18 protein-coding genes are annotated in these 22,429 nt (G+C 71.5%); 9 read left to right on the top strand and 9 right to left on the bottom strand.

What is annotated here, in order from left to right; genetic code table 11:
* The first annotated feature begins 3 nt into the window (after nt 1-3).
* Nucleotides 4-1,572: an NADH-quinone oxidoreductase subunit M gene (locus tag ACIQ9E_RS17955; RefSeq protein WP_403707859.1), complete on the top strand. Its 1,569-nt coding sequence runs from the start codon at nt 4-6 to the stop codon at nt 1,570-1,572.
* Nucleotides 1,569-3,218, top strand: a complete 1,650-nt coding sequence (nuoN, locus tag ACIQ9E_RS17950; RefSeq protein ID WP_403707857.1) for an NADH-quinone oxidoreductase subunit NuoN — start codon at nt 1,569-1,571, stop codon at nt 3,216-3,218. The genes ACIQ9E_RS17955 and nuoN overlap by 4 nt, the downstream gene beginning before the upstream one ends.
* A 72-nt stretch (nt 3,219-3,290) precedes the next feature.
* Here nuoN and ACIQ9E_RS17945 read toward each other — a convergent pair whose 3' ends face one another.
* The 3 genes from ACIQ9E_RS17945 to ACIQ9E_RS17935 form a co-directional block, all read right to left on the bottom strand.
* The gene (locus ACIQ9E_RS17945) at nt 3,291-3,899 is read right to left on the bottom strand and encodes a Uma2 family endonuclease (protein WP_403707855.1); all 609 of its coding nucleotides are present in this window, start codon (nt 3,897-3,899) and stop codon (nt 3,291-3,293) included.
* Nucleotides 3,900-4,008: 109 nt separating this feature from the next.
* Nucleotides 4,009-5,235 (bottom strand): fumarylacetoacetase, encoded by a 1,227-nt coding sequence (gene fahA, locus ACIQ9E_RS17940; protein WP_403707853.1) that lies wholly within the window; start codon nt 5,233-5,235, stop codon nt 4,009-4,011.
* 98 nt (nt 5,236-5,333) lie between these two features.
* Complete coding sequence (locus tag ACIQ9E_RS17935) at nt 5,334-7,565, bottom strand: CocE/NonD family hydrolase (RefSeq protein ID WP_403707851.1); 2,232 nt, start codon at nt 7,563-7,565, stop codon at nt 5,334-5,336.
* A 316-nt stretch (nt 7,566-7,881) separates the two neighbouring features.
* On the opposite strand from ACIQ9E_RS17935, the gene ACIQ9E_RS17930 reads away from it, so the two are divergent.
* The 5 genes from ACIQ9E_RS17930 to ACIQ9E_RS17910 all read left to right on the top strand — a co-directional run bounded on the left by ACIQ9E_RS17930 (nt 7,882) and on the right by ACIQ9E_RS17910 (nt 13,650).
* A complete protein-coding gene (locus ACIQ9E_RS17930) occupies nt 7,882-8,892 on the top strand; it encodes a polyprenyl synthetase family protein (protein ID WP_403707849.1) in 1,011 nt (336 codons plus the stop codon).
* A gap of 252 nt (nt 8,893-9,144) precedes the next feature.
* Nucleotides 9,145-9,945 carry a nucleotidyltransferase gene (locus tag ACIQ9E_RS17925; protein ID WP_403707847.1) on the top strand — a complete coding sequence of 267 codons (801 nt, stop codon included), beginning with the start codon at nt 9,145-9,147 and terminating at the stop codon, nt 9,943-9,945.
* 169 nt (nt 9,946-10,114) lie between these two features.
* Nucleotides 10,115-11,443, top strand: a complete 1,329-nt coding sequence (locus ACIQ9E_RS17920) for an outer membrane lipoprotein carrier protein LolA (protein ID WP_403708162.1) — start codon at nt 10,115-10,117, stop codon at nt 11,441-11,443.
* 223 nt (nt 11,444-11,666) lie between these two features.
* Nucleotides 11,667-12,611 carry an ABC transporter ATP-binding protein gene (locus ACIQ9E_RS17915; protein WP_403707845.1) on the top strand — a complete coding sequence of 315 codons (945 nt, stop codon included), beginning with the start codon at nt 11,667-11,669 and terminating at the stop codon, nt 12,609-12,611.
* Nucleotides 12,598-13,650, top strand: coding sequence for an ABC transporter permease (locus ACIQ9E_RS17910; protein ID WP_403707843.1), 1,053 nt, complete (start codon nt 12,598-12,600; stop codon nt 13,648-13,650). The genes ACIQ9E_RS17915 and ACIQ9E_RS17910 overlap by 14 nt, the downstream gene beginning before the upstream one ends.
* A 268-nt stretch (nt 13,651-13,918) precedes the next feature.
* On the opposite strand, the gene ACIQ9E_RS17905 is transcribed toward ACIQ9E_RS17910, so the two are convergent.
* From ACIQ9E_RS17905 to ACIQ9E_RS17890, 4 genes are all read right to left on the bottom strand, one after another.
* Nucleotides 13,919-15,289, bottom strand: a complete 1,371-nt coding sequence (locus ACIQ9E_RS17905; protein ID WP_403707841.1) for a M28 family metallopeptidase — start codon at nt 15,287-15,289, stop codon at nt 13,919-13,921.
* Nucleotides 15,290-15,995: 706 nt separating this feature from the next.
* Nucleotides 15,996-16,259 (bottom strand): TM2 domain-containing protein, encoded by a 264-nt coding sequence (locus ACIQ9E_RS17900; protein ID WP_403707839.1) that lies wholly within the window; start codon nt 16,257-16,259, stop codon nt 15,996-15,998.
* 245 nt (nt 16,260-16,504) lie between these two features.
* Nucleotides 16,505-16,888 (bottom strand): DUF2752 domain-containing protein, encoded by a 384-nt coding sequence (locus ACIQ9E_RS17895; protein ID WP_403708159.1) that lies wholly within the window; start codon nt 16,886-16,888, stop codon nt 16,505-16,507.
* 200 nt (nt 16,889-17,088) lie between these two features.
* Nucleotides 17,089-17,568, bottom strand: a complete 480-nt coding sequence (locus ACIQ9E_RS17890; protein ID WP_403707837.1) for a winged helix-turn-helix transcriptional regulator — start codon at nt 17,566-17,568, stop codon at nt 17,089-17,091.
* Between the two features lie 319 nt (nt 17,569-17,887).
* Between ACIQ9E_RS17890 and ACIQ9E_RS17885 the strand changes: the two genes are divergently transcribed.
* Nucleotides 17,888-19,255: an MFS transporter gene (locus ACIQ9E_RS17885; RefSeq protein WP_403707835.1), complete on the top strand. Its 1,368-nt coding sequence runs from the start codon at nt 17,888-17,890 to the stop codon at nt 19,253-19,255.
* A gap of 161 nt (nt 19,256-19,416) precedes the next feature.
* Nucleotides 19,417-19,803, top strand: a complete 387-nt coding sequence (locus ACIQ9E_RS17880) for a DUF6401 family natural product biosynthesis protein (protein ID WP_403707833.1) — start codon at nt 19,417-19,419, stop codon at nt 19,801-19,803.
* Between the two features lie 75 nt (nt 19,804-19,878).
* Here the strand turns inward: ACIQ9E_RS17880 and ACIQ9E_RS17875 are convergent, their stop codons facing one another.
* A complete protein-coding gene (locus tag ACIQ9E_RS17875; RefSeq protein ID WP_403707831.1) occupies nt 19,879-20,721 on the bottom strand; it encodes a hypothetical protein in 843 nt (280 codons plus the stop codon).
* Between the two features lie 190 nt (nt 20,722-20,911).
* Nucleotides 20,912-22,138 (bottom strand): EamA family transporter RarD, encoded by a 1,227-nt coding sequence (gene rarD, locus ACIQ9E_RS17870; RefSeq protein ID WP_403707829.1) that lies wholly within the window; start codon nt 22,136-22,138, stop codon nt 20,912-20,914.
* Nucleotides 22,139-22,429: the final 291 nt, after the last annotated feature.

Genomic DNA, 22,429 nt, shown 5'->3' with positions numbered 1-22,429 from the left:
GCGATGTCCTTCCCGCTCCTTACGGCGACGGCGGTGGTCCCGGCAGTCGGGGCGATCGTCACCGCCGCCGTGCCCGCGGCGCGCAAGGAGGCAGCCAAGTATCTGGCGCTGCTGTTCTCCCTGGCGACGCTGGCGCTGGCGGCGATCGTCCTGGTCCGGTTCGAACCGGGCGGGGCGCGCTATCAGCTGACCGAGTCCCACAGCTGGATCGCCGACTTCGGCGTCCGGTACGAACTGGGTGTCGACGGCATCGGGGCCGTGCTGATCGCGCTGACCGCGCTGCTGATCCCCTTCATCATCGTGGCCGGCTGGAACGATGCCGACCCGGTGGAGACCGGCAACTCCCGCTGGCGGCCGACGCAGGGCTTCTTCGCCCTGATCCTGATGGTCGAGGCGATGGTGATCCTCTCCTTCGAGGCCACCGACGTCTTCCTCTTCTACATCCTCTTCGAGGCCATGCTCATCCCGATGTACTTCCTCATCGGAGGCTTCGGGGACCGGGCGCACCAGGGCACCGACGAGAACGCGGCCGCCCAGCGGTCGTACGCGGCGGTCAAGTTCCTGCTGTACAACCTGGTCGGCGGGCTGATCATGCTGGCCGCGGTGATCGGGCTCTATGTCGTCGCCGGGAGCTTCTCGCTCTCGGAGATCGCCGAGGCCAGGGCCAGTGGCCAGCTCGATATGGCCACCAACACCGAGCGACTGCTCTTCCTCGGCTTCTTCTTCGCCTTTGCCATCAAGGCGCCGCTCTGGCCGCTGCACACCTGGCTGCCCAACGCGATGGGCGAGTCCACCGCACCCGTCGCCGTGCTGATCACCGCGGTCGTCGACAAGGTCGGCACCTTCGCGATGCTCCGCTTCTGTCTCCAGCTCTTCCCGGAGGCATCGAAGTGGGCCACTCCGGTGATCGTGGTGCTGGCGCTGGTCAGCATCGTGTACGGGGCGCTGCTGGCGGTCGGCCAGCGCGATATCAAGCGGCTGGTGGCCTATGCCTCCATCTCGCACTTCGGCTTCATCATCCTGGGCATCTTCGCGATGACCTCCCAGGGCCAGTCCGGGGCCACGCTCTACATGGTCAACCACGGCATCTCGACGGCCGCTCTGATGCTGGTCGCCGGATTCCTGATCTCCCGGCGGGGTTCGCGGCTCATCGCGGACTACGGCGGAGTGCAGAAGGTGGCGCCGGTGCTTGCGGGCACCTTCCTGATCGGCGGTCTCGCGACCCTGTCCCTGCCGGGACTCGCGCCGTTCGTCTCCGAGTTCCTGGTGCTCGTCGGAACCTTCTCGCGCTATCCGGTCGCCGGGATCGTCGCCACCTCCGGCATCGTGCTGGCCGCGCTCTACGTTCTCGTCCTCTACCAGCGGACGATGACCGGCCCGGTCAAGGAGGAAGTCCGGAACATGCCCGATCTGCGGCCGCGTGAACTGGCGGTGATCACCCCGCTGATCGTGCTGCTGCTCGTCCTCGGTGTCTATCCGAAGCCGCTGACGGAGATCGTCGACCCGGCGGTCGAGCACACCCTGTCCGACGTACAGCAGAAGGACCCCCGGCCGGAGGTGGAGGCCAAGTGAGCCCGACATCTGTCCACACCCTGTGGGCGACGGCGGCCGAGCCGATCGACAAGATCAAAGCGCCCGATATCGAGTACGGCCAGCTCGCGCCGGTCCTGATCGTCGTCGGCGCGGCGATCGTGGGACTCCTCCTGGAGGCGTTCCTGCCGCGCAGGGCGCGCTACTACGCCCAGGTGGGGCTGGCCTCGGTGGCGCTCGTCTCCGCCTTCGCCGCCGTCATCGCCCTCGCCGAGGGCGGCTACGGCACCTCGAAGGTGAACATCGCCGCCATGGGCGCGATCGCGATCGACGGCCCGACGCTCTTCCTCCAGGGCACGATCCTGCTGGTCTCGCTGGTCGCGGTCTTCACCTTCGCGGAGCGCAAACTGGACCCCAGGGCCCACGGCAGCGAAGTGGACTCCTTTGTCGCCCAGGCCGCGTCCGTCCCCGGCAGTGAGAGCGAGAAGGCGGCGGTCCGGGCCGGTTTCACCACCACCGAGGTGTATCCGCTGGCGCTGTTCGCGGTCGCGGGCATGCTGGTCTTCCCGGCCGCCAACGATCTGCTGACGCTCTTCATCGCGCTGGAGGTCTTCTCCCTCCCGCTCTATCTGCTCTGCGCGCTCGCCCGGCGCAAGCGGCTGATGTCGCAGGAAGCCGCCGTCAAGTACTTCCTGCTCGGCGCGTTCTCCTCGGCGTTCCTGCTGTTCGGCATCGCCCTTCTCTACGGGTACGCGGGCTCCGTCTCGTACGCGCGGATCGCCGACGTCGTCGACGGCAGCGTCCGCACGATCGACCCGGCGCTCGCGGACACCATGGGCAACGACGCTCTGCTGCTGATCGGTTCGGCGCTGATCCTGATGGGCCTGCTCTTCAAGGTCGGCGCGGTCCCCTTCCATATGTGGACCCCGGACGTCTACCAGGGCGCCCCCACCCCCGTGACCGGCTTCATGGCCGCGGCGACCAAGGTGGCCGCCTTCGGCGCCCTGCTCCGCCTGATGTACGTGGTGCTGCCGGGCCTGAAGTGGGACTGGCGGCCGCTGCTGTGGGGCGTGGCGATCCTGACCATGCTGGCGGGCGCGATCATCGCCATCACCCAGACGGACATCAAGCGGCTGCTGGCGTACTCCTCCATCGCCCACGCCGGGTTCATCATGGCCGGTGTGATCGCGGTGTCGCCGGACGGAGTCTCGTCGGTCCTCTTCTATCTGGGCGCCTACTCCTTTGTGACGCTCGGCGCGTTCGCGGTCGTCACCCTGGTCCGCGACGCGGGCGGCGAGGCCACGCATCTCTCCCAGTGGGCCGGTCTCGGCCGGCGCTCACCCCTGGTGGCGGCGGTCTTCGCGGTCTTCCTGCTGGCCTTCGCCGGAATCCCGCTCACCTCCGGCTTCTCCGGCAAGTTCGCGGTGTTCAAGGCGGCGGCGGAGAGCGGCGCCGGGGCGCTGGTCGTGGTCGGTGTGATCTCGTCCGCGATCGCCGCGTTCTTCTACATCAGGGTCATCGTGCTGATGTTCTTCAGCGAACCCCAGCCGAACGGCCCCACAGTCGCGGTCCCTTCGAGCCTGACGGTCGGCGCCATCGGCATCGGTGTCGCGGTCACCCTGGTTTTGGGCGTCGCCCCGCAGTACTTCCTGAACCTGGCGAGCCAGGCGGGCGTCTTCGTCCGCTGACGGAGCCGCAGCATACGCCCGGGGCCGGGCTCCTCGCCGAGGAGCCCGGCCCCGGGCGTTGCTCTGTGCGGCTCAGCCGCGGCGGGAGCGGCGGGGGGTGATCTCCGTGAGGTCGAGGTCGACCGGGAAGGGTACGGAGACCTTCAGCCGGTCGTGGAAGATACCGGTGGGCACGTACTGCCCGGTGGCGGGCTCCCTTTCGAAGACGTACACCACCGCGCGGCCCTCATCGTTCTCCACCCGCCAGTAGTGGGGGATTCCGGCGCGGGCGTATTTGAGGGGCTTGGTCTCGCGGTCCCGGCTGATGGACTCGGGGGAGACGACCTCGACGGCGAGGAGGACGGACGAGGCGGGGAGCCGGCTCTGGGCGTGGCCGTCGACGGTCTCGGCTTCCACCACGATCACATCCGGTTCCAGCCGGTTCTGGCCGTCGATGTCGATCGTGAACTGCGGGACGACCTCGTAGTCCTCGGGTGCGAGAGACATCAGCTTCCACTCGATGAAGCTGATGGCCCGTGCGTGGAACAACCTCTGCGTACTCACGAAAACAAGGCTCCCGTCGATCAGCTCCGTGTGCGGAGGCAGGTTCGGAAGCGTGTCCAGGTCGTCAGCGGTCCAGCCGTCGACGGGTGGCACGGGCCAGCCCCGTTCGGGCTGAGGTGCCTCGGGTTCGACGCTCATCAGTGCTCCCATGCGACGGAGTCTCGCCGGTGCGATCAGGTTATCCGGCTGGAAGGGAATGAATCCCCTCCGAACGGGTGAACGAATAAATGGTGTTGACGCCGCCCGGTCAGAGCGACGGTGTGATACGGCCCGTGACCTCGCCCAGGCCGACGCGGGTGCCGTCCGGGCCCGGGGACCAGGCGGTCAGGGTGACCGTGTCGCCGTCCTCCAGGAAGGTGCGGGTGCCGGAGGGGAGGGCGAGGGGGTCGCGGCCGTTCCAGGTCAGTTCCAGGAGGGAGCCGCGCTGGTGGAGTTCCGGGCCGCTGACCGTGCCGGAGGCGAAGAGGTCACCGGTGCGCAGGGAGGCGCCGTTGACCGTCATATGGGCCAGCTGCTGGGCCGCCGTCCAGTACATGCCCGCGAACGGCGGTTCCGCGATCACATGGCCGTTGACCGCCACGGAGATCCGGATGTCGAAGCCGCCCGGCTCCTCCTCGGCGGAGTCGTCGAGATACGGCAGGGGCGGGACGTCCCGGGCGGGCGGGGCGGTGCGGGCCGCGTCCAGGGCCTCCAGCGGGGTGACCCAGGCCGAGACCGAGGTGGCGAACGACTTCCCGAGGAACGGGCCCAGCGGCACGTACTCCCAGGCCTGAATGTCCCGCGCCGACCAGTCGTTGAGCAGGGAGAGGCCGAACACGTGCTCGCGGAAGTCCGCGAGCGGCACCGGGCTGCCCTGCGCGGTCGGGGTGCCGACCAGGAAGGCGACCTCCGCCTCGATGTCGAGCTTCACGGACGGCCCGAAGACGGGCGCCGGATCGGCGGGCGCTTTGCGCTGGCCCCGGGGCCGTACGACCTCCGTCCCCGAGACCACCACCGTGCCCGCCCGGCCGTGGTAACCGATCGGGAGGTGCTTCCAGTTGGGGGTCAGCGGTTCGCCGTCGGGGCGGAACATCCGGCCCACGTTGGTGGCGTGGTGCTCGCTGGCGTAGAAGTCGACGTAGTCCGCGACCTCGTACGGAAGGTGGAGCGTGACACCGTCCAGCGGGTGGAGCAGCGGCTCCACTTCGGCCCGGTGGGCGGGGACCGTCACCCAGGCGGTCAGGGCCCGCCGGACATCGCGCCAGGCGGTACGTCCCGCCGCGAGCAGGGGGTTGAGGGTGGGGCGGTCGAGGAGCGCGGCATAGGGGGAGCCGAGGGCGAGAGCGGCCGCTCCCGCGTCGAGCACGTACCCCCCGATCCGGACGCCGATCCGGCGGCGCTCCGGTTCGGCGGGTGTGGTGAAGACGCCGTAGGGGAGGTTGTGCGGACCGAAGGGATCGCCCTCGGCCAGGTCGAGCGGGCTCTGCTCGGTCACGGTGCCTGCCTCGCTTTCCATGCTGCTCTCGGCGTTCGCGGATTCGCGATTGCGGGTCACACGTTACGTGGGGGACGCACGGGACCGGCAGGGCCTATTCACCCCGTCATTCGGGGGAAACGTTTCACCCAGGTGCGGTGGAAAACGACCTCCCCGCGCGACGGCCCGCCGCCGCGGTGTTCCCGGCAGATCACCTCGTCCTCGGCGACGAAGTCCGCGGCGTCGCAGGAGAGGACCGAACGGGCCTCAACGGTGATGTCCCAGCCCTGTTCCGGCCGGTGGAAGCGGAGCGTCCGGGCCGTCTCGGCGCGGGCGGACAGCGGATCGTCCGACCGGACCGACCGGATCTCCCGGGCGTCCTCGAAGACCTCCAGACCGTCCGGGTACACGCGGCTCGCGCCCTCCGCGCCCCAGGGGCGGGGATCGGATTCGAGCCGTCGTTCATCCGTACCGAAGTCCCTGGTCAGGGTCCGTTCAGGACGGCGTTCGGCAGGGGCGGTGAGCGGGGCGGGCGAGATCACGCCGAGGGGTTCGACGTGTTCCGCCGGGCCCGGGGGCGGGGCCGCCGCTTCCGGGGTGCCCCCGTACAGGGGAAGGTCGAGCCGGGAACCCTCCGGAAGGAGGACGAACCCCGCGTCCGAACCGGGCGCGGGCCAGACCCAGGGCCAGTAGGCGGAGGACACCGCGAGCCGCAGCCGGTGCCCGGACGGCAGCGCGTACCCGGCCGCGGCGAGCGCGAACGACACCTCCTCGGTGCCGCCCGGGGTCCAGGCGCGGGCCCGTTCGGGCCCGTGGCGGGCCGCCAGGTTCAGTACGCCCCGGGTGATCAGCGCGGCCGAACCGTCGGGCGCGAGATCGCACAGCCGTACGGCGACCTGCCCGTTCGGCACGTCCATCCGCAGCCGCAGCGTCACCCGCGGGCGGCCCAGGACGGTGACGCCGTCACCCGGGACGGGGAATTCGAAGCACACGGAGCGCGCGTCCTCCTCGCGCTGATCGGGCGGCAGATCCGCCCTCCGGCCGGTCTCCGAGAGGGGTCGGCCCGCGTCGGCACCGGTGTGCTGGGGGGAGACGACGGGCACGGGTGCGCCCCGGAGGGCGTACGGCACGATCCGGACGGCCGCGGAGAGCGGGCCGGGTACCGCGAACCAGCCGCCGGAGGGCCCGTCTTCCGCCGCACCGGGGCCGATCGGCCGGACGAGAAGCGCGGGCCCGGTGTCGTACCCGCTGCCCGGGCTTGGGCCCGTATCCCGCAGATACCGCTCCCACCAGCGCAGCGTCTCGTGGAGGAAGCCGATCGCCGGGCCCGGACCCGGCTCGTCCGGATAGTGGTGGGCCCAGGGCCCGATCAGACCGCGCACCCGGTCGGCGGGCAGGGTCTCCAGCAGCCGGAGCACGGTGTCGCGGAAGGGGGAGTACCAGCCGCTCACGGCCAGTACCGCGGCCCGTACCGCACCGGGCGCCGGCCCGGCACCGGGACCCGGGCCGGGGCCCGCCGCGGGCGGTGACCAGGTGTTCCAGTGGTCGTCGCGGAGCTGGTGCGCCAGAGCGCCGTACAGCGGCGGCTCCACCGCGGCCGTCCGGGCCGCCCACCGCTCGCGCCAGTGGTCGCCCGCGTACAGCGGATCGGGAGGTGCGCAGAGCGCGGCCAGCAGAGCCGTGGAGCGGGCGGTCAGGGCATCGGCCGCAACCGCGCCGCCGGTCAGGGCGCCGTCCTCGTGGTACGGGTCGAGACTCGCGTCGACCGCGACGACCGCCCGGAGCGGGCCGGGTGCGAGTGCGGCCGTCCGCAGGGCGATCCCGGCACCGGGGCCGAGACCGAACATACCGATCCGGCCGTCGCTCCAGGGCAGGCCGGCCAGCTGCTCGACGATCTCCGCGGCATCCGCGGCATCGGCCGCCGCGGCTCGGGCGAGTGAGTGCCCGGAACCGCCCCAGGGTCCTGTCGGCAGGCCCTCGCCCGAACCGTGGCCGCGGGCGTCGACGCGTACCGAGGCATAGCCGTGGGCCGCGTAGAAGGGGTGGCGTCGGGCGTCACGGGCCGCGGTCGCATCGGTGAGCCGTTCGGGCGCGTATTCGAGGAGGACGGGGGCGGGTCCGCCGCTCAGCGGGCGCCAGACACGGGCGTGGAGGCCGGTGCCGTCGCGGAGGGTGATACGGAGGTCGTCGCGGCGGATGTCGTACGGACCCGGACCGGCGCCGGGCGCGGTACGGCCGGCCGGTTCGGGGGTGTACGGTCCGGGGGCGTACGTGGAGCGGGTGCGTGCGGCGCTGGTACGCGGGGGGTTGTTGTGCGGGGTGTGGTCGTACGGTTCGGAGTACCGGCTCATGGCGGGGCCTCGGGGCGCTGGTACGGCGTGCCCGGCGGCGGTCCGGGGCCGTGGGACGGGCCTCGGGGCGGGGCGGCGCGACCCGTTCCGGCGGCGCCTCCGGGACCGGCCCGGAGCCGTTCACCGGTACGTTCACGGCTGCCGTCGCCGATACCGCCGAAAGGGCTCACCTCTGGTCGTATCTACTGATCACGAACATACCGGCGGCGGCGGGAAGGCGCCCACGGTGATCCAAACACGACCGGATACGCTGACTTGAGTGAATCCGGAGACACATCGACAATCCGTGTGATTATCAGCAGACAGGAGACCCCTCGTGACCGTCGTCGGGCCGTTCGGGCTGAGCGTGCGGGACCAGGCTCTTGAGGCCGATGTCCAGAACGGACTGTCGTCCGTGGAAGCGGGTCTGCTCGAAGCCACCAAGAGTGAGGTGCCCTTCATCACGGAGGCGGCACAGCACCTGGTGCGGGCCGGGGGCAAGCGTTTCCGGCCGCTGCTCGTGATGCTGGCGGCCCAGTTCGGCGACCCGCACGCACCCGGAGTCGTACCCTCCGCCGTGGTCGTCGAGCTGACCCATCTGGCGACGCTCTACCACGACGATGTGATGGACGAGGCGGACGTCCGGCGCGGGGTGCCCAGCGCCAATGCCCGCTGGGGCAACTCCGTCGCCGTACTGACCGGTGACTTCCTCTTCGCGCGGGCCTCCCATATCCTCGCCGATCTCGGCCCCGAGGCCGTCCGGATCCAGGCCGAGGCGTTCGAGCGGCTGGTCACCGGCCAGATCCTGGAGACCGCCGGTCCGCGCGACGGCCGTGATCCGGTGGAGCACTACCTCGACGTCATCGGCGGGAAGACGGGATCCCTGATCGCGGTCTCCGGCCGGTTCGGCGCGATGACGTCCGGCGCGGACGAGGGCGTCACGGACATCCTCACGCAGTACGGGGAGCGGCTCGGCGTCGCCTTCCAGCTCGCCGACGACGTCCTCGACATCGCCAGCGACTCCCACGAGTCCGGCAAGACGCCGGGTACGGATCTGCGCGAGGGCATCCCCACGCTGCCGGTGCTCCATCTGAGGGCCCGGGCGGCGGCCGAGGGACGGCCGGAGGACCTCGAACTGATCGCGCTCCTCGACGGCGATCTGACGGACGACGCCCGGCACGCGGAAGTCCTTGCGGGGCTGCGGGCGCACCCGGCGCTGGAACGCGCCCGGAGGGACACCGTCCGGTACGCCGAAGAGGCGCGCGCCATGCTGGCGCCGCTGCCGGAGTGCTATGCGAAGGCCGCGCTGGAAGAGCTGTGCGACGCGGTGGTGCACCGCGCGGGCTGACGCGCGGGGGCCGCAGGCCGGGCGGGCGCGCCCCGTACGGCAGTGGCCCGTGAGTGCCGGGGCCGGGCGATCCGTATGACAGGGGCGTGAGCCCCGGGGCCGGGCGGCTTGTACGACGGAGCCGTGAGCCCCGGGGCCGGGCGGCCTGTACGACAGGGGCCCGGCACGATCCGCCGGAGGCGGCCCGGGGGCAGGCGCGGCCCGGGAAATGGTGGTCTGCCGTTCCGCCGTCCGGGCGGTCAGACTGAATCCATGACCTCCACGAGGACCTCCCCCACGGCGGACCCGGCCACCGACCGACTGCTCGCCCGCTTCACCGAGGAACTGCGGTCCGTGGTGCAGCCGGTCGCGGTCTGGGCCCACGGTTCGGTCGCGGCCGGCACGGACTACCGCCCCGGCCGCTCCGACCTCGACCTGATCGCGGTCGTCGAACGGCCGTGCACCCGGCGGGAGGAGCGGAAGCTCACCGCGTTCCACCGGGGCCTGGAGACCGCGGGGCCGCTCGCCGAGAGGCTGCACTGCAGCTATGTCCCGGCCGCCGAGCTGGGCGATCCCCGGCGCTCCCATCCGACCTGGGCCCACCGGGAGCTGTTCCGGCGGCCGGTCACCCCGGTGACCCGGAGCGAACTCCACCGCTTCGGGCTGGTACTGGCCGGGCGGCCGGTGGGCGAACTCCTCCCGGAGGTGCCGGAGCGGCAGCTCCGCGAGTACATCGTGCGCGACTTCAAGGACTACTGGCTGCCGCACCTCGACGACGAGAAGCTGTTCCACGCCGATGTCTGGGTCGACTTCGGGATGCTGACCCTCGCGCGGGCCGTCGTGACCCTCAGGGACGGCCGGCTGATCACCAAGGCGGAGGCGCTCGGAGTGCTGGCCCGGCTGGGTGCCCCGGCCGCCGTGGTGGCGGACGTACGGCAGCGGCGGTACGCGGCCGAGCCGGTCCGGGCCTCGGACGAATGGCGGGCCCGGCGGGCCGGGCTGGCACTGGAGTTCCTGCGCCCCCGGGTCCGCCGGATAACCGCCGGGACAACCGCCGGACAAGGCCGGGTCTGAGGGAAACCTCGGGGAAGGACCACTCGACGGGGGAGGCCGGGACGGACACCGTCATCCCTCAGCAGTACTCCCAATTGATCCCGCGGATTGACGCCCCTGCGCCGGTGTTTTGGTCAGATGGAACCACTGCTCGACACGTGAGCACGTGACCACGGAGGTACGCCACACCATGGCCCCGAACGACGACAGCGCACAGAACGGCCCGGAGACCGGGGAGCCCGGCACCCGCCGCCGCCGCGCGGCGCGTTACGCCCTTCCGGTGGCGGTCGCCGGAGTCGCGGCGGCGACCATAGGGCTGGTCCCGGCCCTCGCCGCTTCCGGCGACCCGGACCTGCCGGAGATCAGCGCCCAGGAGCTGATCGAGAAGATCGCGGCCTCCGACACCCAGCAGTTGTCGGGCTCCGTGAAGATCAGCACGAATCTGGGGCTCCCCGGTATTGCCGAGGCCGCGGGCTCCTTCCTCTCGGGCGGCGGAAGAGGCGGAAGCGGCGGCCCGGGCGGGGGTCCCGGTGGCAGGGACGGCGGCGAGGGCTCGTCGGCGGCTCCGGACGCCAAGCTGGCGCAGCTCGCGACCGGTTCGCACCTCCTGCGGGTGGCGATCGACGGCCCCGAGCGCCAGAAGGTGTCGATCGTCGAGAAGACCTCCGAGTACAGCCTGATCCGCAACGGCGACGAGGTCTGGGGCTACGACAGCGCCTCGAACGAGGTCTTCCACCACAAGGGCGCCGGGAGCGGTGCCGGGAAGGCGGAGAGCGGCACGGAGAAGCGTGCTGCCGCGCCGAAGGAGCTGCCGACGCCGAGGGTGCTCGCCGAGGAGGTGCTGAAGGCCGCCGAGGGGACCACGTCCGTCACGGTCGACGGCACGGCCAAGGTGGCCGGGCGCTCGGCGTACCAGCTCGTCGTCGAGCCGAAGCAGAGCGGTTCGACGATCGGCTCGGTCAGGATCGCGGTCGACTCGAAGACGGGGACGCCGCTGAAGTTCAGCGTTGTCCCGGCTGCCGGGGGCAAGGCCGCGCTCGACATCGGCTTCACCAAGGTCGACTTCTCCGCCCCCGCCGCCTCGACCTTCGACTTCGACCCGCCCAAGGGCGCGAAGGTGAAGGACGCGGAGGAGCTGCGGAAGGAGGCCGAGAAGGCGGGCGGGGCCGCGGAGAAGGAGGGCCACGGCTTCGGCGGTCCCGGTGGCTTCGGCGGGCTGGGTGACCTCGGTGGTTCCGGTGGCCCCGGTGACACGCAGGTGATCGGCGAGGGCTGGACCGCCATCGCGAAGATCGGCACCCCGGGCGGTGCGGACAAGAACGCGCCCGGGATCGGCGCGCTGCCGCCGGAGGCCGACAAGTTCCTCGGCTCCCTCGGGGACTCGGTGAGCGGGAAGTTCGGCTCGGGCACGGTCTTCAAGACCCGCCTGGTGAATGCGCTGCTGACGGACGACGGCACTGTGTACGTGGGTGCCGTCACCAAGGACGCGCTGGTGAAGGCCGCGAACGCCGACCGGTAGCGAACGGACGGCTTCAGGAGGGACGGGTGGGTCGTCCGGCCCCGGTGCGGAACCGCGCCGGGGCCGCAGCGCGCTCCGACCCGTACCACCCGGTGTCCGGGCGTACGGTGGGCGGGACGGGCCGCCCCGCCGGACGCGGCGGGACCCGGGGAGCGAACCGGGGCGACGGCGGAGACTACGTGGGACGGTGGCCTGCGGCGGAGGGGACAACGGGGGGAGCGGAATGACAGCGGTCATCGAGACACAGGGGCTCACCAAGCGCTATCGGGGCGGGCAGCTCGCCGTCGACCGGCTGGACCTGGCCGTGCCCGCCGGCAGTGTCTTCGGCTTCCTCGGCCCGAACGGCTCGGGCAAGACCACCACCATCCGGATGCTGATGGGCCTGATCGAACCGACCGCGGGCCGGGCCACGGTGCTCGGCGCGCCGATGCCGGCGGCGGTCCGTACAGTCCTGCCGCAGGTCGGCGCGTTGATCGAGGGCCCCGCGCTCTACGGCTTCCTCAGCGGCCGGGAGAATCTGCTGCGGTTCGACGCCGCGGACCCCACCGCCGACCCCCGCACCCGGCGCGCCCGGGTCGCGGAAGCGCTGGACCGGGTGGGCCTGGCACCGGCCGCAGAGAAGAAGGCCAAGGCGTACTCCCTCGGGATGAAACAGCGCCTCGGGCTGGCCGCGGCCCTGCTGCGGCCCCGGCGGCTGCTCGTCCTCGACGAGCCGACCAACGGACTCGACCCCCAGGGCATGCGGGAGATCCGGGCCCTGGTCCGGGAGCTGGCCGCCGACGGTACGACCGTCTTCCTCTCCTCCCATCTCCTCGACGAGATCGAACAGGTCTGCACCCACGCCGCGGTGATGGCCCGCGGCAGACTGCTGACCCAGGGCTCCGTGGGGGAACTGGCGGCGCGGGCCAGGGGGCGGCTCGCCGTGCTGACGCCCGACACCGAAGAGGCCGCCCGGGTGCTCAAGGAGCGCGGGATCACCGGGGTCGCCGTCGATCCCGGCGGCGGCCGGGTCGGCGGAGATCCGCCGGGCCCCGGCGCCGAACTCGCGGAACTGACCGCGGCGCTGGTCGCGGCAGGGGTGCGGGTGCGCGGGTTCGGGGTGGAGCGGGCGTCGCTGGAGGACGCGTTCGTGGCGCTGACGGGGGAGGGATTCGATGTCGCGGGCTGAGATCGGCGGAGAAGCCGTGGAACCGGTGGAGACCGGGGCGGCGGACGCGGGGAAGGCGGACGCGGGGAAGACAGATGGGGGGAAGGCGGCCGGGGTGGACGGTGCCGCGAGCCCGTCCGGGGTTGGGGCTGCCGGGGTGTCTGGTGCGGTCGATACCGTCGATACCGTCGATACGGTCGGTGCGGTTGTGGGCGTGCTGTGGACGCTCGGTCTGTTCCGCTCGGAGCTGCTGGTCACCCTGCGCCGCTGGCGCACGATCGCCCTGCTCGGTGTGCTCGCTGCCGTACCGGTGCTCATCGGTATCTCTGTACGGATCGAAACCGGCGGCGACGGAGGGGGCGCCGGCGGTGGCGGGGGCGGCGAGGCGGGGCCCGCCTTCGTCTCCCAGATCACCAACAACGGCCTGTTCCTCGTCTTCGCCGCACTGGCCGCGACCCTGCCGATGTTCCTTCCGATGGCGGTCGGGGTCGTCGCGGGCGATGCCGTCGCGGGGGAGTCCGCCGCCGGCACCCTGCGCTATCTGCTGGTCGCCCCCGCCGGGCGGACCCGGCTGCTGCTCGCCAAGTTCGCGACGGCCGTGGTGTTCTGCCTGCTGGCAACCCTGGTGGTGGCGGTCTCCGCGCTGGTGGTCGGGGCGGTGCTGTTCCCGCTCGGGGACGTCACCACGATCTCGGGGACCCGGATCTCGTTCGGGGAGGGGCTGGTGAGGGCCGGAGCGGTGGCCCTGGTCGTGGCGCTGTCGCTGGCAGGGGTCGCCGCGCTCGGCATCTTCGTCTCCACCCTGACCGGCAGCGGGATCGCGGCCATGGCCACGACCGTCGGCCTGGTGATCACCGTACAGATCCTCGCTCTGATCACGCAGTTGGACGCCATCCACCCGTATCTGTTCCCGAACTACTGGCTGTCGTTCTCGGATCTGCTGCGGGATCCGGTCCACTGGTCCGAGATCCAGAAGAACCTCGGGCTCCAGGCGCTGTACGCCGCGGTGTTCGGATCGGCGGCGTGGGCGCGGTTCACCACGAAGGACATCAGCGCCTGACAGCCCAGGGGTGCCGGTCCGGGGCTGTACCTGTACCTGCCCCTGCCCCGGCCCCGGACTCGGACCTGCATCCGGACTCGGACCTGGACCTGGACCCGGACCGGACCGACCCGGACCCTGCCCCTGATCGGGCTGGTGTTTCAGCCCTTGCCGGAAGGCCCGGGGCCGGACATGGCCGCATGCGCGCGCCGAGTCGGCACACGCATGCGACCTGTGGGGGGTGGCGGGTTCCGGAGCGGCGCCTACCGGGCCGCGGCCGGGGCCCTGGTCAGAAAGTCAGCTTCCAACTGTTGATATAGCCGGTGTCCTGCGGGCCGACATCCTGGACGCGCAGCTTCCAGTCACCGTTGGCGGCCTCGGCCGAGGCGTTGACGGTGTACGTCGCGATGACGTTGTCGGCAGAGTCGCCACTGCTGGAGTTCTTCAGCCGGTACGCCGTCCCATCGGGGGCCAGCAGGTCGATCACCAGGTCACCGCGGTAGGTGTGCCGGATGTCCACGCCGACGGAGAGCGCGGGCGGGGCGTTGCCGGTCCGGCCGGAGACGGTGACCGTGGAGGTGACGGCCGCGCCGTTGTCCGGGACGGAGACGTCGGCGGTGTTCTCGTAGACGTCGCCGGGCGGGACGACCACCCCGGTGCCCAGGGTCCAGACCGCATGGGCGACGGCGTCGCTGTTGCGGTCCAGGGCGGTGTCGTTGATGTTCGCCGTGGTGTCGCAGGAGGAGTGGTAGCAGCGGTCGAAGGCCTGGCCCGCGGTGCCGCCCCACTTCTGGACCTGGGCGGCGGTCTTGATCCGGCCCGCTCCGGTGAACAGCCCGCCGACGCGGATGCCGACGTTCTTGAAGGAGGCGTGGTCGGAGCGGCCGTCGCCCTCGGTCTCGATTTCGGTGGCGACGCCGAGCCCGCCGAAGAAGTCCTTGAAAACCTTCTCCAACTCGACGTCGTCGTCGTAGACGAAGTAACCGGGGTTCGGGGACCCGATCATGTCGAAGTTGAGATAGGACGAGATCCTGGAGCGGTCGGCGGCCGGAAGGCTGTTGACGTAGTAGCGGGAGCCGACCAGTCCGACCTCCTCCGCGCCCCACCAGCCGAACCGCAGGTGCTTGGTGGGCTGGAGGCCGGCCCGGGAGACCGCGAGGGCCGTTTCGAGTACGGCGGCGGAGCCGGAGCCGTTGTCGTTGATCCCGGCGCCCGTGGTCACGGAGTCCAGATGCGCCCCCGCCATGAGGACCTGGTTGGTGTCTCCGCCGGGCCAGTCGGCTATCAGGTTGTAGCCGGTGGCGCCGCCCGAGGTGAACTGCTGGATGGTGGTGGTGTACCCGGCCGCGTCCAGCTTGCCCTTCACATAGTCCAGGGAGGCGCGGTAGCCGGGGCGGCCGTGGGCGCGGTTGCCGCCGTTCGCCGCGGCGATCGACTGGAACTGGGTGAGGTGGCCCTTCACATTGGCGAGGGGGATATCGGGCGGGGCGAGGGCGGCCGCCGCCGTGGTCGTTGTCGTTGCCGTGGGGACGGTGGGGGCTGCGGTGGCCGGTGCCGTGGCCGCCGGGGAGGCGGCGGCGAGCAGTCCGGCCAGGGCTATCGCGGCCCCGGCGAGGGTACGTCCGGGTCTGCCGGGCAGGCTGGGTACGGCAATTCTCATGTGGGGGCTCCGGAGCTTCCGTACGGGGACAGGACGGAACGAACGAGCCGCACCGGAGTGGCGGATTCCGGGGCGTTGGAGCGGGTGGTGCGCGGTGCTCAGAGTCCGGGAGAGCCCGACGGACCGTCAAGGGCGGAAACCGGTCAGTCGTGTTCGTATACAGAACATCGATGATCCCAGAGCGGTCGATTTCCTCTAGGGAACTCTCATCTGTGAACGACCTCGTCCGGTCTTGTCTGCTCTCTTCCGCCCTCGGTACGGGGGGCGGGTGGGCGGGGCCGGACCACGGAGGACTCGTTCCCCTCGGGGAGGGGCTGTGGTCGTCCGGATGCTCTTCGCCTCGCCGTAGGGGTCGTCCGGGCCGTACGGGTCGTCCGGATGACGGACGGCGGCGCAATCCCACCGAGGGCTGCCGTACCGCGACGACCGGGAGCGGTTCCGGCCGGCAGGCGGAAGGTGCCGGGGCAGAACGCGATACCACGGGAGGCACCGATGCGCCGGAAGGCACCGATGGGGCGGAAGACTTCGATGCGCCGGGAGGCGCCGATGGGGCGGAAGGCGGTCGAACGGGCAGGGAACGGCGTCGGGGAGAACGCCGGTCCTGGTGCGCCCGCTTCCCGGCCGCACGCACGCACGCAGGCGTTACGGGGCCGGGGCAGCGGCGTCTTGGAGCGGTGGCCGCATCGGCGGCGGCTCCGGAGCCGGATCAGCCGCGGAGGATGCGGCCGTCCTTGTCGGTGCGGTCGTTGCTGGTGAGGAAGAGGATGCCGTCGATCAGCGCCCAGACACCCAGGCCACCGCAGGTCAGGAGCTGGGCGACGCCCATGCCGACGTTGCCGACGTAGAAGCGGCCGACACCGAAGCCGCCGAGCAGGATCTGGAGGACACCCGCGACGATCTTCGACTTGTCGGAGTAGGGGCGGCCGTGCTGGTCGTAGCCGTGCGGGGCGTCCGGGGTGGGGACGGTCATGAGGAATCTCCTGGATGAGCGGAAGAACGAAATCCGGAATGAAGCATTCCGGTCCAGGGGGGCGGAAAGCGCCGCAAAGAACCCATGCGAAATGCCCCCCTTGTCAGGGCAGGTTAAAGGAGACGTAAGTGCGGACGCAGGTCGGGTCGAACAATCGTGCCCGTTCTGTGATCAACCGTGGATGTGCGGAGTGCGTCGTATCGCCTTCGCGACCCTCGCAACCGTGAACGGCGGCGCCCGCCGGATCAGACGGTGTTACGGACCACGGTCCATGCCACGGCGGTCGACAGGACCAGGACCTGCGCCCGGCCGCTCAGCCGGAGCCGCCAGCGGCGTCCGCGCAGCCCCTCGAACGCCCACTTGCCCAACAGTGCGAGCGCGAACGGCGCGACGAGGAGCAGCAGCCGGTTGTCCGCCCAGGCGGCGGTGATATCACCGTGCATCAGGTCGTACACCATGCGCGTGCCGCCGCAGGCGGGGCAGAGCAGCTCGGTCGCCAGCCGGAACGGACAGCGGGGGAGCCACTGTCCGGGCTCGTGAGGGTTGGTTCCGTACAGATAGACGGCGCCCGCGGCCCCGGCGGCGAGCAGCGCCAGCGGGGCCGTCGCCGGATGCCGCAGGGCACGCAGCGCGGCCCTCGGGCCGCGGTTGCCTCCGGCCCTGTCGTTTCCCTGCCTGCGGTCGTTTCCGGTCGTGTCGCTTCCCGGGCTGCGGTTGCTTCCGGTCGTGTTGCTCCTCGCGCCGTGTTTGCCTCCGGCCGTATCGCTCTTCCGGTCGCGGTCGCTTCCCGTACCGCCCGGCGCGTGATCGCCTGCTGAAGACCGCACGGTCAGTCTCTCCGGGTTCCGTGCGGTGCCTGTGGGGCCCGTGCCGTCCGGGGCGGCTCCACCGGCTGCGCCTCACGGGAGTCGTACGCCTCACGGGCCGCCGCGATCTCGTTCTGATGCTCCTCGGTCCAGGTCACCAGCGACCGGATCGTGGTGTGCAGCGTGCACCCGAGTGCCGTGAGGGCGTACTCGACGCGCGGCGGTACGACCGGATGGACCGTACGGCTCACCAGCCCGTCCCGCTCCAACTGGCGCAGGGTCACCGTCAGCATCCGCTGGCTGATCCCGTCGATCTCGCGGCGCAGCTCGCTGAAGCGCACGACCCGGCTGTCGAGCAGCGCGATGACCAGCAGCGACCACTTGTCGGCGACCCGGTCCAGGATCTGCCGGACCTCGCAGTCCCCACGGGTGTCCCACTGGAAGGGATCCGGATCGCCGTCGTCGTCGAACTCGGTCACTCCCAAGTAACCAGGTGACGTCAAAGTGCCTCCTTCCGCAGGCCGCCATGGTGCCGGAAGATCGGTGTGGTTACAAGAGGGAACCGACCCTCGTGTCGGTAACCGTCTTCCTCTGTTCCTGCCTCTCGGTTCCTGTCTCTCCGTTCTCGCCCCGGCGGCACCGCCGTCTCTTCGGCATGCCCCGATGCACCCCAGCCGCCCCTTCCGGAGCCAGCCCATGCCCTCGTCCCCACGCGTCGATCCCGCCGATCCCGTCCCCCTTGCCGCAGCCTCTCCCTCGCCTTCTCCCTCACCCTCGTCCTCTCCCTCCTCTCTCTCCGCCTCGGCGGCCCGGCCCCCGGCCATGTCCGGACGCGCCAGGGCGCTGCTGTTCGTCCTCTGCGGCACGGTCTTCCTGGAGGGCATCGACGTCGCGATGCTCGCCGTCGCCGTCCCCGTGATCCGGGCCGACCTCGGGCTGTCCACCGGCACGGCCGCCTGGGTGGTCAGCGGTTACGTCCTCGGGTACGCGGGCTTCACCCTCCTCGGCGGACGCGCCGCCGACCTGCTGGGCCGGCGCCGGATGTTCCTGCTCTGGCTCGCCGTCTTCATCGCCTTCTCCGGGCTCGGCGGCCTCGGCACCGAAGGCTGGATGCTGATCGTGTCCCGCTTCGTCACCGGCGTCGCTGCCGCGTTCCTCACCCCCGCCTCCCTGTCGGTCATCACCACCTCCTACGAGGAGGGCCCGCAGCGCAACAAGGCGCTGATGATCTACGCGTCGACCTCGGGGGCCGGGTTCGCGCTCGGCCTGGTCATCGGCGGGCTGCTCACCGAAGTGGGCTGGCGCTGGGTCTTCTTCGCGCCCGTCGCCCTCGCCGCACTGATGCTGGCCGCCGCGGTCGGGCTGCTGCCCGCGGACACCGCACCGCCGCGTACGGCCGGATTCGACGTCCCCGGTGCCGTCGCCGCGGCCGCGGCGATGCTGCTGCTCGTCTACGGGGTCGTCCGCCTCGAACACGGCCCGGCGGACTGGGGGCTCACCCTCGCCGCCGTGGGCGCCGGGGCCCTTCTGGTGGCGCTGTTCGTCAGGATCGAACGCCGGGCCGCCGTACCGCTGATCCGGCTCGGCATCCTGCGCAATGTTCCGGTCGTCCGGGCCGACGCAGGAATGCTCCTGTTCTTCGGGGCGTTCTTCGGCTTCCAGTTCATGGCCACCCTCTACTTCCAGGAACTGCGGGGCTGGTCGTCCCTGAAGACCTCACTCGCGCTGCTGGCCATGTGCATCGAGGTGTTCATCGCCCCGACGATCACCCCGCGGCTGGTGAACCGGTACGGCACCGGCCGGGTGATCTTCGGGGGCTTCCTGGCCGCGATCGGCGCCTATGCCCTGTTCCTTCCGGTCACCGAGGACTGGGCGTACGCCGCCATGCTGCCCTCGTTCCTGCTCACCGGGATCTCCTTCAGCCTCGGGTACGGACCGCTCACCATCGCCGCCACCGACGGTGTCGCCGCCGGGGAACAGGGGCTGGCCGGGGGACTGCTCCAGACCGCGATGCAGTTCGGCGGAGCGGTCGGTATCTCCGCGGTCACCGCCGTCTACGGCCTGGCCGGAGGAGACGCCCGGATCGAGGCGTTCCGCGCGGGGCTGGTCGTACCGCTGGTCATGGCGGTACTGGGAGCGCTGCTGGCGGCCACCGGGCTGCGGGGCGGCAAAGCGCGAACAAGGCGGTGACGGCAGGGGAGGGGCCCTGCGGTGGAGGGGCCTGCGACGGCGGGGCCGGGGTGCGGATGCGGCTCCTCCGCTGACCGGGCGCCCGGGGGTCGGCAGCCTGTCGTCCGCGCTGCGATGAATGTCACGTCTGTACGTTCTTGTCCGGCGCTTACGGTGGGACGATGGACCATCCCCCCTCCTCGTCCGGCCCGGGACCGGCCGCCGACTGCCCGCTGGTGGGCGTCGTGGCGTCCTATCTGCCCCGGCTGGCGGAGTTCGCCTTCGATCCGGGGCTCGTCGCCGCCGTCGATCAGCATGCCGCGAGCGTGCGGGACGCGCTGGTGCCCCGGCAGCGGAGCGGCCGGGGCACCAGCTCCGGGAGCCGTACCCGTACCGGATGGGCCGTCTCCGAGGCCGTACGGAGGGAAGACCTCGCCGACTACGTCCTCGGGTTCACGGACTGGCTCGCGGAGACGGAGTGGACCGAGCCGGTCGGACACGACTTTGCGTCGCTGCGGCTCACCGCGGTCTGCTGGCTGGTGCGCGAGCACGATCTGCTGTCCCGGTGAGCCGCGGCGCGTACCGCCCGGCGAACCCCGGGGCGCCGGGCCGGACCGGGCCTTCGTCCGCATCGCCTCCACCGTCTACATCGGGTCGAACGGGCCCTCGTCGTCCCGGCGGCCCGGTCCGCCGGAACCCTGCCGGCCTGTAGTGCCCGGGGTCGTACGCGCCCCCGGCGCGGGCTGCCCGGACGCCGCGTCCGCCCGTCCCTGCTGATAGGCGCTGATGCTGTTGGCCGCCCCGGAGGACTCCGCCTCGGCCCGCGAGAGCCAGTTCTCCCAGCGCGAGCGCATCGGCCCGATGAGCCCGCCGCCGACACCGACGATCAGAATGCCCGCGACCGTACCGAGTACGGCGAGCAGCAGCGGGCCCGTGATCGCGGTGGCGATCCCCGCCTGGCCCAGTGCTGCGATCGCGCCGAGCGCCACGATGAACGCCCAGGCGACGGTGGCGAGGACCTTGCCGTACGAGGTGCCGCTGAGAGCGTCGTTGATGATGTCGCGCACCGCACGGGCGATGGCCATCGCCACTACCACGATCACCAGCGCCACGATGGCCTTCGGCAGCCAGGCGACCACGGCGTTGATCATCACGCTGATGGGGTTGGGGCCGAAGACCCCGAACGCCAGCTGAAGCACGATCAGCAGCAGCCCGTAATAGATGATCTTGGTGAGGATGCCGGTGGCGTCATAGGAGGAGTTGCGCAGGGCATGGGCCGTGCCGCTGCGTTCGGCGAGCTTCTCCGAGCCCACCTTGCGCAGCAGCTTGTCCACCACCCGGGCGATCAGTTTGGCGATGAACCAGCCGATGATCAGTACGGCGAGGAAGCCGATGAGCTTGGGTATGAACCTGGCCACCGCGTTCCAGGCCTCGGAGAAGCCCGCGCCGAAATCGACGGAAAGGGCCAGGGGCTGGTGCTGGGACATGTCCGCACGCTCCGTCCGCTGACGGCCCCGGACGGCCCGGGACGCCTTCCTCCGGTCGTAACACCGGAGGCGCGCGGCGGCCCGGGGCGGACGGGCGGGGGTGCGCCGCTCGGGTGACGGATTGGGCCACTGCGGTGGGACCCGGCCGCACTCCGGTGACGGGTGGGGCGGGGTGCCGGGCCGGGTGGATTCAGGCGGTGGATCCGGTACGCGGCGGTTGCGCCGCCCCTGCCGCCGTGGCGGCCTCCGCGGCCCCGTCCGTGGATCCTGTGGTGGCTGTGGTGGCTGTGGTGGCTGTGATGGCCGTGGCGGTGAGGGCGGTCCCGGCCGGTCCGGCGGCCGTCGCGGGCTCCGTGGGCTGCGGACGAGCCGTATCGGACCCGCCCGGCCGCAACTCTCCACCACGCTGCTGCCCGGCCCGGCCCATCCCGGCCCGCCGTTCCCCGGTCCTCTGCGCCCCCGTCTTCTGCTCCCCGGTCCCCTGCTCTCCCGACCCCCGCTCCGCCGTCCGGAGCTGCTCCGCGCGGGCCCGCGTCCGCCGGGCCGTCCGCAGGGCGTCCCAGGTCAGTACGGTCAGCGCCAGCCACACCAGCGTGAACCCGGCCCAGCGTTCCGCGGGCATCGACTCGCGGAAGTACAGCACTCCCAGCAGGAACTGGATGATCGGGCCCAGATACTGGAGCATCCCCAGCGTCGACAGCGGGACCCGGATCGCCGCGGCGCCGAAGCAGATCAGCGGTACGGCGGTCACCAGGCCGGTCGCGGCGAGCAGCAGCGCGTGCCCGGTGCCCTCGTGCCCGAAGGCCAGCCCGCCCTGCGTCGCCAGCCAGATCAGATAGCCCAGGGCGGGGACGAAGAGGATGGCGGTCTCCGCCGCCAGCGACTCCAGCCCCCCGATGTTGATCTTCTTCTTCGCCAGTCCGTAGACCGCGAAGGAGAAGGCCAGGGCGAGGGAGACCCACGGCGGCTGCCCGTAGCCGATCGCCAGGACCAGAACCGCGGCAACGCCGATGCCGACCGCCGCCCACTGCACCGGACGGAGCCGTTCCTTCAGCAGGAGGACGCCCATCGCGATGGTGACGAGCGGATTGATGAAGTAGCCCAGGGACGCCTCGACCACCCGGTCCGCGTTCACCGCCCAGATGAAGACGCCCCAGTTGACGGAGATGACCACCGCGGCCACGGAGACGAACCCGAGCTTCCGGCCGTCGCGCAGCAGTTCGCGTATCCACTGCCACCGCTTCAGAGCGAGCAGCGCCAGCGCCACGACGACCAGCGACCAGGTCATCCGGTGGGCGAGGATCTCGGTGGCACCCGCAGGTTTCAGCAGCGGCCAGAAGAGCGGGACCAGGCCCCACATGGCGTAGGCGCTGATCCCGTACAACAGCCCCGCTCGCTGCTCGCCGTCCGCTGACACTGAGACCTCCCGCCCCCGCCGCGCTGTACGCACCTCTGTACGTCGCCCGTGCGCCTGTCCGCATACTGCCGCCGACGACGGTACGCGCATCGGCCCCGAGCTGTCATGCCCGTATCGGCATACGGTCATGACCGGAGCGCGGGCGCTCAGGATCCGGGGCGGAGCATGGCGGCCGGGCCCTGGTCGGACCCCGGCGGCCGCCGGGCCGGGGCAGCGGAAACCGCCCCCGGCCGCGAGTAGGCGGCAGGGGGCGGCTCCATCGGACCGAACGGGTCCGGCGGGCTGTCGGGG

The sequence above is a fragment of the Streptomyces sp. NPDC094448 genome, assembly GCF_044763775.1.
Taxonomy (GTDB): domain Bacteria; phylum Actinomycetota; class Actinomycetes; order Streptomycetales; family Streptomycetaceae; genus Streptomyces.
The sequence above is the reverse complement of the archived record's forward strand: the minus strand, read 5'-3'. Positions and strand labels throughout refer to the sequence as shown.

Excerpts from the sequence above, each read along its gene's own strand:
- ACIQ9E_RS17955 (WP_403707859.1), top strand. The coding sequence starts at position 4 with ATGTCCTTCCCGCTCCTTACGGCGACGGCGGTGGTCCCGGCAGTCGGG.
- ACIQ9E_RS17945 (WP_403707855.1), bottom strand. The coding sequence starts at position 3,899 with ATGAGCGTCGAACCCGAGGCACCTCAGCCCGAACGGGGCTGGCCCGTG.
- ACIQ9E_RS17935 (WP_403707851.1), bottom strand. The coding sequence starts at position 7,565 with ATGAGCCGGTACTCCGAACCGTACGACCACACCCCGCACAACAACCCC.
- ACIQ9E_RS17925 (WP_403707847.1), top strand. The coding sequence starts at position 9,145 with ATGACCTCCACGAGGACCTCCCCCACGGCGGACCCGGCCACCGACCGA.
- ACIQ9E_RS17920 (WP_403708162.1), top strand. The coding sequence starts at position 10,115 with ATGGCCCCGAACGACGACAGCGCACAGAACGGCCCGGAGACCGGGGAG.
- ACIQ9E_RS17915 (WP_403707845.1), top strand. The coding sequence starts at position 11,667 with ATGACAGCGGTCATCGAGACACAGGGGCTCACCAAGCGCTATCGGGGC.
- ACIQ9E_RS17910 (WP_403707843.1), top strand. The coding sequence starts at position 12,598 with ATGTCGCGGGCTGAGATCGGCGGAGAAGCCGTGGAACCGGTGGAGACC.
- ACIQ9E_RS17905 (WP_403707841.1), bottom strand. The coding sequence starts at position 15,289 with ATGAGAATTGCCGTACCCAGCCTGCCCGGCAGACCCGGACGTACCCTC.
- ACIQ9E_RS17900 (WP_403707839.1), bottom strand. The coding sequence starts at position 16,259 with ATGACCGTCCCCACCCCGGACGCCCCGCACGGCTACGACCAGCACGGC.
- ACIQ9E_RS17885 (WP_403707835.1), top strand. The coding sequence starts at position 17,888 with ATGTCCGGACGCGCCAGGGCGCTGCTGTTCGTCCTCTGCGGCACGGTC.
- ACIQ9E_RS17880 (WP_403707833.1), top strand. The coding sequence starts at position 19,417 with ATGGACCATCCCCCCTCCTCGTCCGGCCCGGGACCGGCCGCCGACTGC.
- ACIQ9E_RS17875 (WP_403707831.1), bottom strand. The coding sequence starts at position 20,721 with ATGTCCCAGCACCAGCCCCTGGCCCTTTCCGTCGATTTCGGCGCGGGC.